The sequence below is a fragment of the Leptospiraceae bacterium genome, assembly GCA_016708435.1.
In the GTDB taxonomy this organism is placed as follows: domain Bacteria; phylum Spirochaetota; class Leptospiria; order Leptospirales; family Leptospiraceae; genus UBA2033.
The window spans coordinates 804,185-822,352 of sequence record JADJFV010000001.1; the positions used below are offsets into that span (position 1 = coordinate 804,185).

Consider the following 18,168-nt stretch of genomic DNA (forward strand, 5'->3'; position numbering starts at 1 on the left):
TTTCGTATTGGCATTGCAATTTGTCTTGCGTAAATTATAGTGTATTCAAAAAATAAATTCATCCATGTTTACTCGCATAAAGTTCAGTCTAGTGCTGTTAATTATTCTTGCATCTTGTCAGAAAGGTGAGCAGGCGATTGATGGGAGCTTGAGACCTATTCCGAAAGCTGTAAAGGGTGTGATGGATTTACGGGTGCCTCGATCCGATTGCCGAAATTCTACTGATTGTGTTGAAACTAAATCTATAAGCAGCAATCACTCGAAAACCGGATTTATTCCTTCAAAAATTACCAATTCTTACAAGGATGGGTGGGACTTTGAAAAGGACGGCAGTATCGATCTAGATGGAGAATGGGAATTTTATTGGAAAGAGTTTGTTCCACCCAATTCCCTCCCAATGAGTAATGAGGAATTACGAATAAAGAATGCAAAGACTGCCATTCCTCATTCCTCATTCCCCATTCCTAATTATATAACCGTTCCTTCTTCATGGAACAATCATAAAGTGAATGGCAAACCTATTGGCAAAGATGGATTTGCCACTTACAGACTAAAGGTATATCTTGATAAGCCGTTACAGGGGCTAACACTAAAAACCGATCATATCGGGACAGCATATAAGTTATGGGTCAATGGAAGACTTGTTACTGAGGTAGGCAAAGTATCCAATGATATAGAGATCGCAAACCCTGGATATTTAGTTAAGCCTTTTTTACTCTCCGAATCATATCAAGAACTAGATATAATTCTTCAAGTATCAAATTATCACGATAGGAATGGAGGATTCTGGCGTTCGTTTGTCCTTGGGGCTAACGAGCGTATTGCGAATCGAGCTTTAGTAAATCACTTCTTGAGCTTTTTCTTATTTGGTTGTCTTGTCCTCATGGGAATTTATCATCTTGGTTTGTATAGCCTGAGAAAACAAGATACTTCTGCTTTCTGGTTTGGTCTCTTTTCTATTCTACTTTCACTCCGTCCTATATTAGTTGGAGAATCCATTCTTTATGCATTACTCCCTAGTTCATGGGTTCTACTTCACAAGATAGAATACTTAACTGTATACGCTGCACTTCCTTTATTTGCAAATTTTGTTCATTCCATTTTTCCTTTTGAATTTCAAATTAAAATAAAAATGTGGGTCAATTGGATTGGATTTCTTTTTAGTGCGTTTGTTATTCTAGCGCCTTCTTCCTATTATACGCAAACTTTAGTAATATACCAAATATTCTTACTTGGGGCATGCCTACATTGCACATTTGTATTAATCAAAGCAGCAAAGAAAAATAGAATGGGTGCAAAGGTATTTCTAGCAGGATGGATTTGTCTTTTTATCACCATCATCAATGATATACTCCATCACCAACTTTTAATATACACTGCTACTTTATTTCCACTTGGTTTTTTTATTTTTATTATTTCGCAAGCTGTTGTCCTTTCCATGCGTTTTTCGCAAGCATTTAATCAATCAGAAGAATTGTCCAATGACTTGCAATCTCTTACGCAGAGTCTTGAAAATAAAATTGCAGAAGGCGTAAGAGAACAAGAAAAATACAGTCAGTGTTTGCTAGAACTTAGCAAAAGTAAAACCATTGATACTAATGGATTGGAATCTGCACTTCAAGAAGTAACCGAGGAATGTGCGAAAATTTTAGAAATCGGAAGATGTAGTATATGGGTGTTAAACGAAACTGGTTGCGAAATTAAATGTATAGATTTGTTTGAGTCCAAAGAAAATGTGCATAGCAAAGAACTAATCTTAAAACAGGTTGATTTTCCTAATTATTTTACATCTATAAAAGAAGGAGCAGTTTTGTCTGCGCCTGATATATACTCTCATTTTGCTACAAAAGATTTTACTAAATTGTATTCTCGGCAATTTGATATTCATTCATTACTCGACGCTCCAATACGTTCAGGTGGAAAGCTAATAGGCATTATCTGCTGTGAGCAAGTAGCCATTCAAAAGAATTGGACTCTAGAAGAAGAAAATTTTATTGTCTCTCTTGCCAATATTCTTGCTAGTTATTTTGAATTGAATGAGAGACAAGAGGCATTCTCAGAATTAACTGAAGCGAAGCAGGAAATTGAAGACTTAAATCAATTCACTCATTTAGTAAACTCTCTTTCTAGTTTAGATGATATATTTATTGAAGTCTCAAAGTATGCTCATAATAAATATAATATAGCAGGCACTTGGCTTTTTTTACCAGATGAAAAAAGAGAAAATCTATACACACATAAAGGATATAGTTATCAAAGAGTGGCTGATGAACATTATGCGCATCTAATAACTAAAAAGATTCCGCTCAAAGAAAAAGAGGGTGGGATGTTGTATGTAACCTTTAAAAGGAAAAAACCATTTTATCTAAGTAGAATACCAAAGAATGAATTTGAATTGGATCGTGAATTTGAAAAAGCACTTTCTATAAAGTCCTTTTTATATATACCGCTAGTTAGAAATGATAGCTGTATAGGAATTTTTGTTTTTTCTAATTTAGAAAAGGAAATGAAGCTATCTAAGAAGGATGTTCGAAAATTTAGTAACCTCTGCTCTCAGATTGCAGGAACTGTTGATACAAATCATCTTTTACAGCAAGTTGATAAAGCACGCAAAGAAACAGAAAAACAAAATAACGAAACAGAAGCATTAAACAAACTAATTAAAAGCTTAAATGAGGACTTGAATCTAAATCATATCATGCAAAAAGTTTTAAAATATGTGAATGATAAATTTGGGATTGAGCATTTTGCACTATATAAAACAAACCCAGAGAAAACTTCTATTCACCTCTTAGATATTTTTTTTCCAGATCATATAATGGAAGAGGATCGCAATGAGATATTAAATTTTAAAATTCCAATTCAAAATGTAAAAGGCTCACATGCATTTGCATTCAAAGCCAGAAAACCTTTTTACATTTCAAAGGTTAAAAAATATGGAGGAACGAAAGAAGAATTATTTATGTTAGAAAAATTTAACATAAAATCCATACTATTAATTCCTCTCCTTTTAAATAATGAACCGATTGGAATATTAGATTTTTCTAATTCTGATAAAATGAATTTAACCAAAGAAGATATTACAAAACTTTCTATTCTAGGGGAACAGTTTGCAGGAATTATCTATGGCTCCAATTTATATAAGGAAGTCCAAAAAGCAAAAGAGCAAGCAGAAATAGAAAGCGGTTTAGCCATAATTGCACAAAATGAAGCTGAGCAGGAAAGAGAAAAATCAGAGCGGTTACTACTAAATATCCTTCCAGCGGAAGTTGCTAATGAACTGAAAGAAAAAGGATTTGTAGAGCCTGTGTATTTCGAAAATACAACTATTCTATTTACAGACTTTAAAGGTTTTACGCAAATTTCTGAAGGATTAACACCGCAGGAGCTAATCAAAGAACTGGACGACTGTTTTTCTCAATTTGACCACATTATAGAGCATAATAATCTCGAAAAATTAAAGACAATAGGCGATAGTTATATGTGTGCGGGAGGTTTACCAAAAGTAAACGCTACTCACGCAGTAGATTCCTGCCTCGCAGCTCTTGAAATTCAAGCATTCATGAATCAGATGAAAGAGATTCGACAATCACAAGGATTTCCGTATTGGGAGTTACGTCTTGGTATCCACTCAGGATCTGTGATTGCAGGTGTTGTTGGAGAGAAAAAATTTGCATACGATATTTGGGGAGACACTGTAAATACGGCAAGTCGTATGGAGTCAAGTGGGACACCAGGAAAGATTAACATCTCTTATGCGACACAAGACTTAGTGAAACACCTATTTGACTGTGAGTCCCGTGGAGCGATGCAAGCTAAAAACAAAGGCATGGTAAAGATGTATTATCTCAATAGAATTCTGCCAGAGTTTTCAAAGGATGAAAAGGGAATGATGCCGAATGAAAAGTTCTGGGATACTTACAAAGGAGAAAGATCTAGTCTGAATAAGGAGCTTGTTAAACGAATTCAAAAATTGGCAGCGGAATTAAATCTATTAGTAGGATTACAAGTAATAGATACACAGCATCTTTGGTTGTATTATTTGATATTGGAGTTAGAAGAAATAAATGCAAATAAAGATTCCATCGTTGTATATAAGGAGCTAAAGCAGATTAGTCGCGAACTACGGAATTATGCAACGGAGCATTTTGAATTAGAAGAAATGTTATTAGATGAATGCAAATTTGATTCTATGGATTCTCATATTAAAATGCACAGAAATTTTTCTGAATTCATGGAAACACGAATCAGCGACTTTCACAGAATCAATCTGGATGAAATTCAATCAATTATCGACTACCTGAAAACATGGTTGCAAAAACATATTTTGATTGAAGATAAACTATATTGTGATTTTATAAATTCTACCAATTTTGATTCTGAAAGTTTTTTTCAAAAAATAATGGAAGAAAAAAAAGTTACTTTAAGTAAATACCAATCTGATTTATATACATTAATTAACACAGTTAACGGAACCTAGGCAAACGGCAATGGCAAACGAAGATTATTCAAATACAGATTTATTGAATCGTAAAAATGCAATGCTAGATATGGTAAACAGACTCCAGCAAACCTTTTTATCTGAAACAACTTCCAATGAAGTTTTTGAAAATGCTTTAAAAATGTTGCTCGACATTACAGAAAGTGAATACGGATTTATTGGAGAAGTATTACAAAATTCGGAAGGACAACCTTTCCTAAAAACCAAATCTATTACCAATATAGCTTGGAATGAAGCTACTCGCAAGTTCTATGAAGAAAAAGCACCCAAAGGTTTGGAATTTACTAATCTCAACACTTTGTTTGGCGTTGTGCTCAAAACTGGAAGGGCTATCATTGCCAACGAGCCATCCACTCATCCACAGAGAGGCGGACTGCCCGAAGGTCACCCTCCTCTCAATGCATTCCTTGGCTTGCCACTTTTGGTCGGAACTAAAATGGTTGGAATGGCAGGGGTATCCAATCGGCTTGGTGGATACGATGAAAATCTAATTGCAGAGATAGAGCCTATCACTACAACACTTGGTCGGTTAATTGAGGCACAGCAAGGAAAACTAGCACTGCAAGAAAGTGAGACTCGCTTGTTACTTGCTGTAAAAGAGCTGCAACAAAAAAATAGGGATTTAGAACGAACCACTACTTTACTAAATGATGCCCAACGTATTTCCAATATGGGAGCTTGGGAACTCGACTTGTCTACTGGCAAAACATTCTGGACAGATGAAGTCTATGCCATTCATGAAGTAGAAAAAGACTTTGATCACAACAAGCTAAATGGTATAGAGTTTTACCACACTAACTACCGTCCCATTATATCAAAAGCCATCGCTGAAACCATTGCGAAAAGAATTCCCTTCGATGTCAAATGTCAGTTCATTACAGCCAAACGTAACCACCGATGGGTACGTGTTTCTGGCTATCCCGTAATATCAGACGAAAAAGTAACACACTTGATTGGGATGTTTCAGGACATTACAAAACAAGAAGCCGACAGAGAAGCCCTTCAAGAAAGTGAATCTAAACTTAAAGAAATTCTCAATGCTATTAATGATGGTATATGGTCGGTCTCATTGCCCGATAGGAAAATACTCTATCTAAGTCCCTCAATAGAATCGATCTATGGATATTCTACAGAAGAGCTGATCGAAAAACCAAGCTTATGGCAAGAGTCTATTCATCCAGATGATCTCTTTGCATTAGAGGATACCATCCAAGAATTGACAGCAAATGGTTCGTCAATTAGTATAAAACGCATAATCAGGAAAGATGGTGCAGTTATCTGGGTGCAAGATAAAAGTTTTTTAATTTATGAGAATGGTAAGCCTATCAAGGTTGTTGGTGTAATAAGCGATATAACCGACAGCAAAAGAAAACAAGAAGAAATTACTACTATCAGGAAAGAAGTAGAAGATATCACAAACGCCGTCAATGAAAGTTCGCTAGTCTCTATTGCCGACATAAATGGAAATATTGTAAAAACGAATCAGCGTTATCGGGACTTGACCGGATACTCAGAAGCTGAACTTCTAGGTCAAAACCACCGTATTTTTAATTCAGGCTACCACAATAAATCATTCTGGAAATCAATGTGGCAAACCATTTCTTCCGGCACTATATGGCGAGGAGAAGTGAAAAACAAAGCAAAAGATGGAAGCGAACATTGGGTTTCAACTATGATCCACCCGATTAAGAACATGGAAGGTGTTATCACCAACTATTTATCCATTAGGCAAGATATTACCGACCGCAAGCAGGCAGAGAAAGAACTACAAGAAAGTGAAGCTCGTTACAGAGGATATATCGACAACGCACCAGATGGGGTTTTTATTGTCGATGCAACTGGGCAATATACGGAGGTAAATGATGCTGGCTGTGCGATGACAGGTTATTCTAAGGAAGAAATTCTGACAATGTCAATATCGGATTTTCTGTTCGAGGAATCCTTTCGAGAAGGGATGAACCATTTTACACGTTTGCTGGAAATTGGTAAATCTGCTGGGGAATTGCCCTTTCGCCATAAAGACGGTTCGAAACGTTGGTGGTCACTTACTACAGCTCGGTTAAATTCCGACCGCTTTATTGGATTTGCCAAAGATATTACCGACCGCAGGCAGGCAGAGGAAGAATTAATAAAAGCTAAAGAAAAAGCGGAAAAGAATGAAGAAAAATACCGGATACTTTTTAATGCAAACAAGGACGGTATTTCTCTTTTAAGCATTGGTATTGATGGAAAACCTTCTGGCTTCATTGATTTTAATGATGCCGTTTGCGAGGCTTTTGGTTTTGCTAGAGATGAATTGATGCATAGAAGGCTCGAAGAATTAGAGGTTCCTGTTCCTGATAATGTTATGATTAAAAGGTTGGAAACTCTTCGAACGAAAGGAATCATTGAATTCGAAACAATAATTAAAAATCAAACCGGAGATTACAGAAATCTGGATGTTAAAGCTGTGTTGATAAATTATTACAACCAGCCTGCCTTGATGAACATTACTAGAGATATTACCGACCGCAAACGGGCAGAATTAGCCTTGAAGCAATTTAACGATATTGCGGAAAATATTCAATTGGGAATATACGTATATCACCTTGAAAATATTAAGGATGACCGAACTCTTCGTTTGACTTACGCCAATCCTGCCACTGAAAAAATGACTGGCATTAAGACGCAAAACATTATAGGAAAAACCTTAGACGAAAATTTTCCCGCACTTAGAGCCTTGAATATTCCGCAAAGATATGCTGAGGTAGTGAGAACGCAGGAGCAAAAAAACTTTGAAGACGTATACTATGACGATGACCGCATTTCTCAATCCTTTTTTTCAGTAAAAGCATTCCCGCTACCCAATAATTATCTTGGCATCGCATTTGAAAATATAACCGAATCAAAACTAATTGCAGAATCATTGGTCATTGCCAAAGAGGAAGCTGAAAATGCCAACAAAGCCAAAAGTGAATTTTTGGCAAATATGAGCCATGAAATACGAACCCCGCTCAATGCAGTGATCGGATTTACTGAGCTACTGAAAAATACTCCCTTGTCGCCGGTGCAACAACAGTATGTAGATATTGCCAATGTATCTGGACATACCTTGTTGGGGGTAATTAACGGTATCCTCGATTTCTCAAAAATAGAAGCCGGAATGTTGAAACTGGAAATGATCAAGGTTGATTTAATCGAGTTAGCAGAACACAGTGTTGAGATTGTTAAGTATTCCGCAATAAAAAAGAATTTGAAAGTGCACCTAGATATCGATCCATCCATACCCCGTTTCTGCATAACTGATCCATTTCGTCTCAGGCAGGTTATCACGAATCTATTGAGTAACGCTGTCAAATTTACACACAAAGGGGAAGTAGAGTTTAAGATTAAGTTTGCAACAATGCCTAACGGTTTAGGAAAATTTCATTTTTCCATTCGCGATACTGGAATAGGTATAAAGGAAGAACAAAAAAATAAACTGTTCAAGGCATTTTCACAGGCAGACAGTTCTACCACTCGCAAATTTGGTGGAACGGGATTAGGCTTAGTCATTTCAGAAATGATCGTGAATAGACTAGGCAGTAAAATTAATATCGAAAGCACACACGGGGAAGGTTCTACTTTTTGGTTTGAATTTGTCACTATAACAGAAGAAGGGGAAAGGCTGCAAATTACTTCCCCTATAGAAAATCGAATATGTTCAGAAACTTCCTTTCCCAATAAAGAGTTTTCAATTCTAATTGTAGAGGATGATCCGATCAATGTCATTCTTCTAGAAGCAATGCTGCGCAAAATCGTTCCGAGCGCAAAATACACAGAAGCCACAACTGGATTGGAAGGATTAGAAAAATATAAACAAAGTCAACCTGATATAGTATTTATGGATATGCAAATGCCGGAAATGGGTGGTTTGGAGGCAACTTGTGAAATACGCAAACTGGAACAAATTAGTAGCAAACATGTTCCCATCATAGCATTTACCGCAGGCGCTTTTAAAGCAGATGAAGAAAAATGCCTCTCTGCTGGTATGAATTATTTTTTGACTAAACCAGCAAAGTTAGAAAACATTACCTTCGTTATACGCAAGTATTTATTTTTAGATGAGACCCCCGATATCGCTCAATGTCATTAAGTTAAGATAAAAGAAAAAAGAATTCACCACGAAGGGCACGAAGAACACGAAGAAAAAAAGGATTCCATCATAAACCCCTTCGTGAACTTCGTGCTCTTCGTGGTGAAAAACTCTTATCTTAATGACATTGCCCGATATCGCTTGGCGGTTGCGGCGATAGCAGGTGGAATTTCGGGGGTGACAGCTAATCCTTCTTCCAATTGAGCGACAGCGCATTTAATACAACAGAAATTGAGCTAAATGCCATTGCACCGCCGCTGACCCAGGGGGCTAATAAGCCTATGCCGGCAATGGGAATTCCGATTGCGTTGTAACAAAGTGCCCAGAAGAAATTTTGTCGAATGTTTCGAACGGTGCTTCGGCTGATTCGGATAACGTCAATTAGTCGTAACAATTTTTCTCCCTTCTGCTTTCAATGAGGAAATGCTTTTAGCTTTATCTTCTGGCAATAGAGAGGCAAATACTTTTTCGATTCCAACTTCATTCGCGATTTTTCTAGCGGTTACTTCATTATCCCCCGTGAGTAATATTGGCTCTATGCCCAATGACTTTAATTTTTTAATCGCGTCTTTGCTGCTTGGTTTTAATTTGTCTTCGATGGCAAAGATTGCTGAATAGGTTTCCTTCCCTGATACGACTGCAAGCACAACCGTGCTTCCTTCTTTTTCCCATTCGTCTGCAGTTTGGAGAATTTCTTTTGGTATAGTAAAGCCCTGGCTACTAATGTAAGATTGTTTGCCTGCAAATACTTGGAAGTTATCGACTAACGCTCTTACTCCACCACCGGATTCTATTTGTAAATTGTTAAATTTTGAAAGGGAGATATTTTTCTCCTTGGCGAAGTTCACAATTGCTTTAGCTAGTGGATGCTCGGAGCCAGCCTCTACCGAGGCAATTTTTTCGAGTGGTATATTTTCATTATCTGCAAGAGCTTTGTATTTAATAACATATGGCTTTCCTTCTGTAAGAGTTCCCGTTTTATCAAATGCGATTGTATTAATAAAGGCTGCTGTTTCTAAGGCTTCTGCATTTCTAAATAAAATTCCTTTTGCGGCGGCTTTACCTGTTCCAACCAAAAGGGAAACAGGAGTCGCTAGACCAAGGGCACAGGGACATGCAATTACTAATATGGCGATTGCTTTTTCAAGTGCAGCACCTAAAATGCCTGGCTCTAAAAATAGAAACCATAGCGCAAAATCAAGAGTAGCCAGTAAGACTACAATTGGAACGAATACTCCAGAAATTTTATCTGCAATTTTTTGGAGTGGGGCACGGCTAGCTTGTGCATCTTCGACGGTTTTAATAATGGAAGCTAAGAGTGTATCTGATCCTATTCTTTCTGCTTTTAAGATTAATGCTCCGTTTCCATTAATGGTTCCGCCGAGTAATTTACTGCTTAATGTTTTTTCTACAGGGAGACTCTCACCGGTTAACATGGATTCGTCTACAGAGCTATTTCCTTCCATTACAATACCATCAGTGGGAATTTTCTCACCCGGCTTTACTAAAATGAGATCTTCTACTTTTAAATATTCCGATGGAACTTCTACCCAGTTGTTTTCTTTTTTAATTCTAGCAGTATCCGGTTTTAGTTTTAATAAGGCTTTTATCGCACTCGAGCTTTGTCCGCGGACTACGGTTTCTATCCATTTGCCTCCGAGAATAAATGTTAGCAATACAGCCGATGTCTCGTAGTATAAAGGTGGAAATGCCGCATGTCCTAGGTGCTCAATATGCTTCCATGCATTTGTATAAAATATATCGTTTTGCTTAATGCCATGCATTAGACTCATTACGAGGCTATACCCGTATGCTGCGGAAGTTCCTGTAACAACAAGCACATCCATGTTAGCCGCTTTGTTTTTTAAGGCTCGATAAGCTCCATCGTAAAAGGGAAACCCAATCCAAAACTGAACCGGTGTTGCAAGCAAGAATTGAAACCATGGATGTAGGAAGATTGCGGGCAATGGTAAAAAAGAAAGAATAGAAAAATGAGAAACCATCGTGTATAAAAGTGGAATAGATAAAAGTGCAGAAATAATAAAACGGAATTTTAATTTATTAAGTTCAGCTTTGTGTTTGTCTTCCGTCTTATCTGCATTAGCCTCCGAGTGCTCAGAGGCTTTGTATCCAAGGGAGTCTACTTTGGTATATAAATCTTCCGGTTTTATAGAATTATCATATCTAACATAAGCAGTCTCGCGGGCAAAATTGACTCTTGCATCTTCGACACCGGCAACTTTGTGTAAACCCTTCTCTATGCGAAGGGCACAATTAGCGCAGGTCATCCCAAAAAGATCAAGTGTAATTTCTTGTTTGTTGTCAGGATTCAATTTTGTTCCCTAGTGAGTAACCTTCTTCCTCTAAGGCAGTTTTTAATTTATTATACATGCTAGCGTCTAATTCCAATTCAACGCTAACAGAATGATTTTTTAAATCAGCTTTCGCAGTAATTCCTTCTTTAGAAAATTCTTTTTCTACATGCATAACGCAGTGTCCACAAGTCATCCCTTCTAATTGGTATAAAGATTTCATGGTATTAATTCTCCTTGGTAGTTGCTTCTATTAAGATATCATTTGTAATTACAAATATGACATTTACACATTTTGAATGTCAAGCTTAAATTGATATGGCGGATACTCTACGTCATCTGGTTCCTGATTGTTACGGTGATACTTATCTCGATTATCTAGTTTTAAAAAATAGTTCGAATCCAGAATTTGTCTTTAACCGCTTTGAGTGTTTCTTCACCGGCAGCTATGAATCTCTGAACTTCGTATTGACCAGCAAATTTCTTTTTGAGTTCCATGTTAATCAGGAGCCATTGTTGAAAAGCAATTCCGTAATCATTTAATTCTTTTCTCTTCAGAAAATAAGGCATCTCGGACTTTTCAAGTTTAGTAGAATCCCAAATTAGAAGTTTATGGCGCTTCCATAGTTTAACAAGTCGTAACATTGATCTTGCATTGCGGATAAGATTAAGTTGCTCTTGCAGCTTGCCTGTTTGCCTTTGGTTTGTCTCCGGGTCGTATAATAACGAGTATCCGTATTCGGAATCTTCTGCTCTTCCAGAAACAAAGTCGATATCATAGTCTTCGTTGATTGTAATTCGATAGAGTAGTCCGAGTGAACGTGTTTCAAATTTTTTAGAGACTAGTTCAAATGCATACTCAGCTATTTCTCGTATATGGTCTTGTAGATCGTAAGGATAGTAAATATGAATATCCATATCTGCATAGGTGTTAATCTCGATTCTCTTTTCATAAACCCCTCCTATGTAAATTCGTGGAGCATATTTTCTTACGGGGGATAATGCCTGTAATACTCCGTTAAACTCTTTTCTTAGCTTCATTAATTTGTTTGGATCAATTCTTTCTGCAACAGTGCTGACTAAAAAACTATGAAGATCGTTTCCCATAAGTTCATTTTGATAAACGTTTTTGTTTTGGTCAAGATTTATTCATAGGTAATTGTGATTGGTAAATGTTTCTTTTGATTTGCCCAGGCTTTCCATTCAGGAGCGGTTGTAAATCTTTCACCGGTTTCTTTTTGTAAGAGTTGTATTACTTCTGATTGAATCGATGCAAATTTGTTCTTTCTATTCTTCTCTTGCAAGCCTTTAAAAATTCCGTGAATTCCAAAAGTAATTACAGTTGCGAAAGCATCACCAATATCAGCTTGCGTTTGTGTTTGGTATTCTTCCTGTAAAAATAGAATTAGAAAAGCATATTTTTTTTGATTTGGCAAATCCTTGATTTGTAGAATTGCTTCTGTTCGAATTGTTTGCGTTTTACCTGTGCGGCTGAGTCTACTAATTTCGCTGAATAGATTTTCATCCATCATCTTATTAAAAATAAAAAATACAGACGGAAGTAAACTCTGATTATCCTCCTTTAAAAAACGAAGATAGGTAGATTTCTTTTCTTTTTCGTTTCCCCCATTTTCCAATAGCCATGCAAGCAAATACTAAGTCTTCCGTTTTTGAATTAATACTACTTAAAATTTCTTGAAAGAGAGGTAAATCATCATTTGACCCATTTTCAACAATCCATTGGAGTGAGTATTTCCTTAATTCGTTATCTTTTAAATAGGAACGTATAAAGGAATCATTTTGTTTCTTCGGATGCTTGAGTAGAGACTGAATGGCAAGACTTCTATCGGGAGATTTTGGATTTTTAATAATGCTTTGTAGAAAATTGGAAGTATTCTCATCTTGCGTAATTTCGTATAGTTGAAATAATTCTTTCTTAGATGGATTCCAAATATCATTTTTATAAATAGCGATTAAATCTTTCACAAAGCGATTTGGATTTTTTTTAATCAATTCTCGAATTGGTGTGCGGATCATATGATCTTCTAAAAACAGCTTACACATCTCTTTATCTAGATTCGGATTTTTGCATTCACCAACAATAAAAATTCCAGCTTCACGGTTCCAGTAATGGGAATCTTTCAATAATTTTCTTGTATAAGCTCCTTCCTTACATTCACTTATTGATAGGAATTTCTTTGCTACTTCAATTTTATCATTCACAAATGTTGCTTTTAAAACAGACTGATAGATTTTTTCAGATTCTAATTTTGAATCTTGCGGACAAATGGAATTTGCCAATAAAAGAACGAAGAAAAATATGATTTTTTTAAGCATTTTAATTTTATGGATTACAATGCTTATCCGTGAAGAAACAGCATTGTAATTTTCAGTGCCTTTGTTGGCTTATTCTTTTTTTGACTCTTCGTGCCACTCGCATCCATAGGTCTCGATTAAGAAGTTATCTAATTCATCTGCTTTGATAGCAAGAGCTGCTAGATTTTTCTGAATGAGAGATCGTTTAGATGATTTTAAATCGGAAAGATGGGCGCGGTAGGAAATGTATATTAGCCCCTGGCTGATTCCAAGATAGAATGGAGAAACTGGATTACTCAAAATATATTTATAAACTTCTTGCAAATTTGTTTTTGGTAGTTTAGCAAGAGGACTCGTTGCAAATAAGAAGCTATTGCGATAAACGAAATAGCGAACAAGAGCACTTCCTCTATGAAATTCCCAAAAGTCTACACCTCGTCTTGCAATGACTGGATCAATTTTTAGTTCATTGAAAACTTCTTCTACAAAAACTGCCATTTCTGTCTTTGGTTGTTCATCGAATAACTCTTTTTTTAATGCTGCTCCACAATTTGCACAATTGTCCATAGGTTCATGTAAAGAAAAATTACACGAAGGACATTTTACTGAATAAGCAATATTTGGATTTAGTTTGTATGCTTCTAGTTCTTCCATAACATGATCGATTGGTAGAGCAAATCCCATATTATCCGCTTGTGTAAATTTGCTAGTTGTCACTCCAATGATATCTCCGTTCATGTTCACAACTGGTCCACCACTATTACCCGGGTTGACAGCGGCATCTGTTTGAATATAAGCCTGTCCGTTTAGTAGTTGCTTTGTTGCTGAAATGATTCCTTCTGTTACTGTGAAAGGCATTCCAAATGGGAATCCCAAGACGGAGACTTTGTCTCTATTTTTTAGGCTATCATGTTTCTTAAAGGTTACGTTCGGTAAGCCTGTTAAAGTTTTTTCTGGTTTTAATAAAGCAATATCAATTAATGGGTTAATGACCATTACGTCCGCAGAGAGAGTGTTTTTGTCTTGCATTTCAATGGCTACTTTCTTGTATCCGCTGACTACATGATAATTTGTAACAACTAGATTTTGATCTTGAATATAAAACCCTGTTCCACTGCCACTCGCTGTATTTATTTTAAAAATGACTGGCTCAATTTTTTCTATTTCACTCATAGTAATTCTCCGATTTGTTTTTTGAATAGACCTGTAATTTTACCGAAAATTGATTTGGTGCTACCGTGTGTAACTGTTCCACCTAATTTATTGCCTATATCTTCTTCTGGATTCAAATCCATAATTTTATTTACTGCATCGTAAAGAATCTCTGCACTTGTCTTCCAATCTTTACCGCCGGCTCTTTCTAAAGCAGAATCTAAGAAAGAAGCAATTTCATTTGGAATTGAGTTTTTATAGAATAAATCATAAATTAAATAAAGTGCTGATACCGTAATATCTACATAGTTTTTATTTCCCAAAGAACTTGTCATGGCTTCATGTGTGCTTCCCATGAAATCTTGTATATAAGGAAGTTCGCCTCTCTTTCGAATTGGTATTAAAAACTTAGGATGGAAAAGAGAAGAGTTAAATTTTTGTCTATCATAGTTTAGCAATTCTAGTAATTTAACTTTTGTGTTTGCGACTAATGTCTGTTGGGCGTCATTGGCAAAAAGTAAACCTTTTGTCTCACTTAACTTCGCACCCAATATTCCCTGGGGGGCAATTACATAATCTATTTTTAAGAAAATATTTTCCATCATTTCCCAAGCCAGAGAATAATAGCGCTTTGACTCAAAGTATTCAACAATGGAAATACCTTCCTTTATAATCTCATTGAATTTATTGAAAGCGGTATCGAGTTCGGAAGAACTAAATACATTGAGTTCTGGTTTTTTTACTGCCTCTGTTTTGAATTTATCAATGAATACATCATCATAGTAATCAGCACAGAAACAAATTTCTTCTAATAGAGAGTATACTTTATAAGGCTCTGAATTTTCTAGAGAGTCTTTATACTCGAAGTAAAAATCATTTCCTTTCAAAATAATCTGACCTAATACAAGGTAAGAGAAATTAAGCTCGGCAATTTGTCGCATCATACCAATTCCATTCGGACCATCGGGAACTTTTAAGAAGGGCGCAGAAATTTCATAGCTTTTTGAATCTATCTTTATATTTATAATGATTGATCCATGTGGAAGGTGAAGTTCTGTTGATTCACTCGATTCGTTGGGAATTACAATTGTGCTATTTACATATCGCAGTAAATTAAAGAATGAAGTCTTAAAGTCTTTATTATCAAAATTCTTTACGGATTCATACCAGAAAGGTGTCGATGAACTACTTCTTACTAAGTTAATCGTTTTATCATAAGTTAGGGATTTCTCCATGTAAGCCTCTTTTATGTAGCAATAGTAATTACTATTTTTTTTAACATTTAAAAATGCAATATTTTTCTGAAATAAAGTTTTTTTTTCACATTCAGAAAAATGCTATTATCTTACCATTTTTTAATGATTTGAATATCAGAGCGTGTTTCACCAAAGTTGGAATTCAAAATTTTCAATCTTTTAATGTCATAACGTCTTAGAAGCATTACATTTCTAGCTAGTGCATAATACACATTAGCCGTATTCTCATCAGAGCCTACCGTGCGCTTGGATAGATTTTTAAAGAAACGGACTCTCTGCATTTTCTTTGCTTCTTCTAAAAATCCTTTTTCGGTAAGATTTACATCTTGGTTTGGACTCCATGAAATATATCCATGCTGTGTTTTTTTATTGCGATAGGTGATTTCTACTGATGCTATTTGGTAGCAGTATGTGCAGTTGGCTTTTAATGTCGGAGAATAGAAAATTCCAATCCCAAAAAATAAAAAGAATAATAATTTAAAACATCTCATTTTAAACCTACTTTCAATATGATATTCCATCTTTTTAGGAATACTAAGCTTGAAAATGAAATTACTAATTTGAGATGGATTAATAAAACTGATAATCTATGGTTATGATGAAATTGTAGTCAGGGTGAAGTTTGGTTAAATTTATTTGAAGATCTTCTTTTATTGTGTCTTCATTGCTTGTCTTATTCATGGAAAGTGAATCAACGACGACATCGAATATTAAATTCTTTTTTTCTCCTTCTCCCCCTTCTACAACTCTTAGATCATGAAAGGATTTAATGCAGGGTATGGAAGAAATTGTTCTATGCACAGAGTTTCTTGCAATTTTTTCTTCTTCATTATCATTCGATACCGGATCCATGTGGATAAATAACATTATGCCCAATTTTTTAGAAATTTCTCTTTCTGCTTTATCAACGATGTTATGAATCTTCAAAATATTTATATCAGCAGGTATTTCGGCGTGAATCGTAGCCATAAATTTTCCTACTCCATAATTATGAATGATTAGATCATGAACACCGGTTATATAGTCATAGGAAAGTAAAGAACTATTGATACTTTCTACAAGTTCTGGGGAAGGTGCTTCTCCAAGAAGTGGACTGATCGTTTCTTTTACGAGAGAAAAACCGGAATACAAGATGACAAGAGCAACTACAATACCCGCATAGCCGTCTATAGGAAAATCCGTATATTTAGCAGCTAATAAAGATAATACGACGCAGCTTGAGGTGAATACATCTCCTAATGCATCGACAGAAGCAGCCTTTAAAGCGGAGGAGTTTATTTTATTTCCCATGTAGCGGTTAAATATGCTTAGCCAGACTTTTAATAGAATGGAGACTACCAATAACAGAAAGGGAATTAGTTCGAAGGTTACTTTTTCCGGATTTAGAATTCTTTCAAAGGAAGATTTTACGAATTGCATACCGACTAGCATTACCATGAAGGCGACAATCAGTGCAGATATATATTCCATTCTACCGTGACCGAATGGATGCTCTTTGTCTGCTGGCATTTTAGATATTTTAAATCCTAGAATAGTCACGATGGAGGAAGCTGCATCAGAAAGATTATTAAACGCATCCGCAATCACAGCAATGCTTGTTACAATAAGACCGACTGTGAGTTTGATAGAGAATAACAGTAGATTAACCACAATCCCTACAAACCCACCCAGATAACCTAAATTCCCTCTTACTTTTTTATCAGTAACATCCTCTGCGTTCTTTATAAAAACTTTTATTAGAATTTCAGATAGCATAATAGAAATTGGATTTTAATTTTCGTTACTGTCAAGTATTAGTTTATTAAATATGACTCCTCTAGCCAAAAGAACGAATCGCTTCGTTGACTGTTGGGAATATTTCAAAATTATTCTGCATCTTTGTTAGGCTAAATGTTCTCTCTGCTTCTACACTCATACTGGCAAGCTTTAGTCCAACATCAGTCTGTTTACATTCGTGAGATAAGTTGACTAACATGCCTAATCCAGAGGAGTCGATGAATTTTAATTTTTCCATATTAAATACAATTCTCTTGCTTTCTTTTTTTAGTAGTTCTTTGCAAAATTTTTTTAATTCTGGAACTGAATATAAATCTATTGATTCATCCAATTCAATCACATCTACACCAACTACTTTTCTGTGCACATAACTCATATTATCTACTTATCTCCCTTTTTATTGTAACTTAAAACGAAGCAATTGCTTCGTTTACTGTCTCGAATATTTCAAAATTGTTTTCCATTTTTGTTTGTCTGAAAATATTCCTAGCCTCTGCACTAACCTTTGCTAATTTGATTTGCACTTCCCGTTGTTTGCATTCGAAGAATAGATTTACTAACATTCCAAGACCGGAAGAGTCAAGGAAGGTAACTTTCTCTAAAGAAATTACTATTTTTTTATTTTTGTTTAATACGAGTGTCTTTAAAAATTTCTTAATTGGTGGGGCTGAATATAAATCAATAGATTCTTCCAATTCAACCACATCTACACTATTTATTTCGTTGTGTATATAGCTCATT

Annotated in this window: 12 protein-coding genes and 1 pseudogene; 2 read left to right on the top strand and 11 right to left on the bottom strand. The window is 35.6% G+C overall.

Annotation, left to right across the window (positions count from 1 at the left end):
- Positions 1-148: 148 nt before the first annotated feature.
- Both IPH52_03895 and IPH52_03900 read left to right on the top strand, forming a co-directional pair.
- Entirely contained in the window at positions 149-4,480 is a 4,332-nt protein-coding gene (locus IPH52_03895; GenBank protein MBK7054184.1) for a GAF domain-containing protein, read from the top strand.
- A 10-nt stretch (positions 4,481-4,490) separates the two neighbouring features.
- Entirely contained in the window at positions 4,491-8,615 is a 4,125-nt protein-coding gene (locus IPH52_03900) for a PAS domain S-box protein (protein MBK7054185.1), read from the top strand.
- A gap of 184 nt (positions 8,616-8,799) precedes the next feature.
- On the opposite strand, the pseudogene IPH52_03905 reads toward IPH52_03900, so the two are convergent.
- The 11 genes and pseudogenes from IPH52_03905 to IPH52_03955 form a co-directional block, all read right to left on the bottom strand.
- Positions 8,800-10,948, bottom strand: a pseudogene (locus IPH52_03905) (copper-translocating P-type ATPase).
- Positions 10,938-11,150 carry a heavy-metal-associated domain-containing protein gene (locus IPH52_03910; protein MBK7054186.1) on the bottom strand — a complete coding sequence of 71 codons (213 nt, stop codon included), beginning with the start codon at positions 11,148-11,150 and terminating at the stop codon, positions 10,938-10,940. The pseudogene IPH52_03905 and the gene IPH52_03910 overlap by 11 nt, the downstream one beginning before the upstream one ends.
- 161 nt (positions 11,151-11,311) lie before the next feature.
- Complete coding sequence (locus tag IPH52_03915) at positions 11,312-12,034, bottom strand: hypothetical protein (GenBank protein MBK7054187.1); 723 nt, start codon at positions 12,032-12,034, stop codon at positions 11,312-11,314.
- 38 nt (positions 12,035-12,072) lie between these two features.
- Positions 12,073-12,564: a hypothetical protein gene (locus IPH52_03920; protein ID MBK7054188.1), complete on the bottom strand. Its 492-nt coding sequence runs from the start codon at positions 12,562-12,564 to the stop codon at positions 12,073-12,075.
- Positions 12,500-13,264 carry a hypothetical protein gene (locus IPH52_03925; protein ID MBK7054189.1) on the bottom strand — a complete coding sequence of 255 codons (765 nt, stop codon included), beginning with the start codon at positions 13,262-13,264 and terminating at the stop codon, positions 12,500-12,502. The genes IPH52_03920 and IPH52_03925 overlap by 65 nt, the downstream gene beginning before the upstream one ends.
- 69 nt (positions 13,265-13,333) lie before the next feature.
- Positions 13,334-14,416 carry a trypsin-like peptidase domain-containing protein gene (locus tag IPH52_03930; protein MBK7054190.1) on the bottom strand — a complete coding sequence of 361 codons (1,083 nt, stop codon included), beginning with the start codon at positions 14,414-14,416 and terminating at the stop codon, positions 13,334-13,336.
- On the bottom strand, positions 14,413-15,630 hold the full coding sequence (locus tag IPH52_03935) for a hypothetical protein (protein ID MBK7054191.1): 1,218 nt from the start codon (positions 15,628-15,630) through the stop codon (positions 14,413-14,415). The genes IPH52_03930 and IPH52_03935 overlap by 4 nt, the downstream gene beginning before the upstream one ends.
- 110 nt (positions 15,631-15,740) lie before the next feature.
- Positions 15,741-16,142, bottom strand: a complete 402-nt coding sequence (locus tag IPH52_03940) for a hypothetical protein (GenBank protein ID MBK7054192.1) — start codon at positions 16,140-16,142, stop codon at positions 15,741-15,743.
- Positions 16,143-16,221: 79 nt separating this feature from the next.
- Positions 16,222-17,406 carry a cation transporter gene (locus IPH52_03945; protein MBK7054193.1) on the bottom strand — a complete coding sequence of 395 codons (1,185 nt, stop codon included), beginning with the start codon at positions 17,404-17,406 and terminating at the stop codon, positions 16,222-16,224.
- A gap of 61 nt (positions 17,407-17,467) precedes the next feature.
- Positions 17,468-17,803: an STAS domain-containing protein gene (locus IPH52_03950; protein ID MBK7054194.1), complete on the bottom strand. Its 336-nt coding sequence runs from the start codon at positions 17,801-17,803 to the stop codon at positions 17,468-17,470.
- 31 nt (positions 17,804-17,834) lie between these two features.
- Positions 17,835-18,167 carry an STAS domain-containing protein gene (locus IPH52_03955; protein ID MBK7054195.1) on the bottom strand — a complete coding sequence of 111 codons (333 nt, stop codon included), beginning with the start codon at positions 18,165-18,167 and terminating at the stop codon, positions 17,835-17,837.
- Position 18,168: the final 1 nt, after the last annotated feature.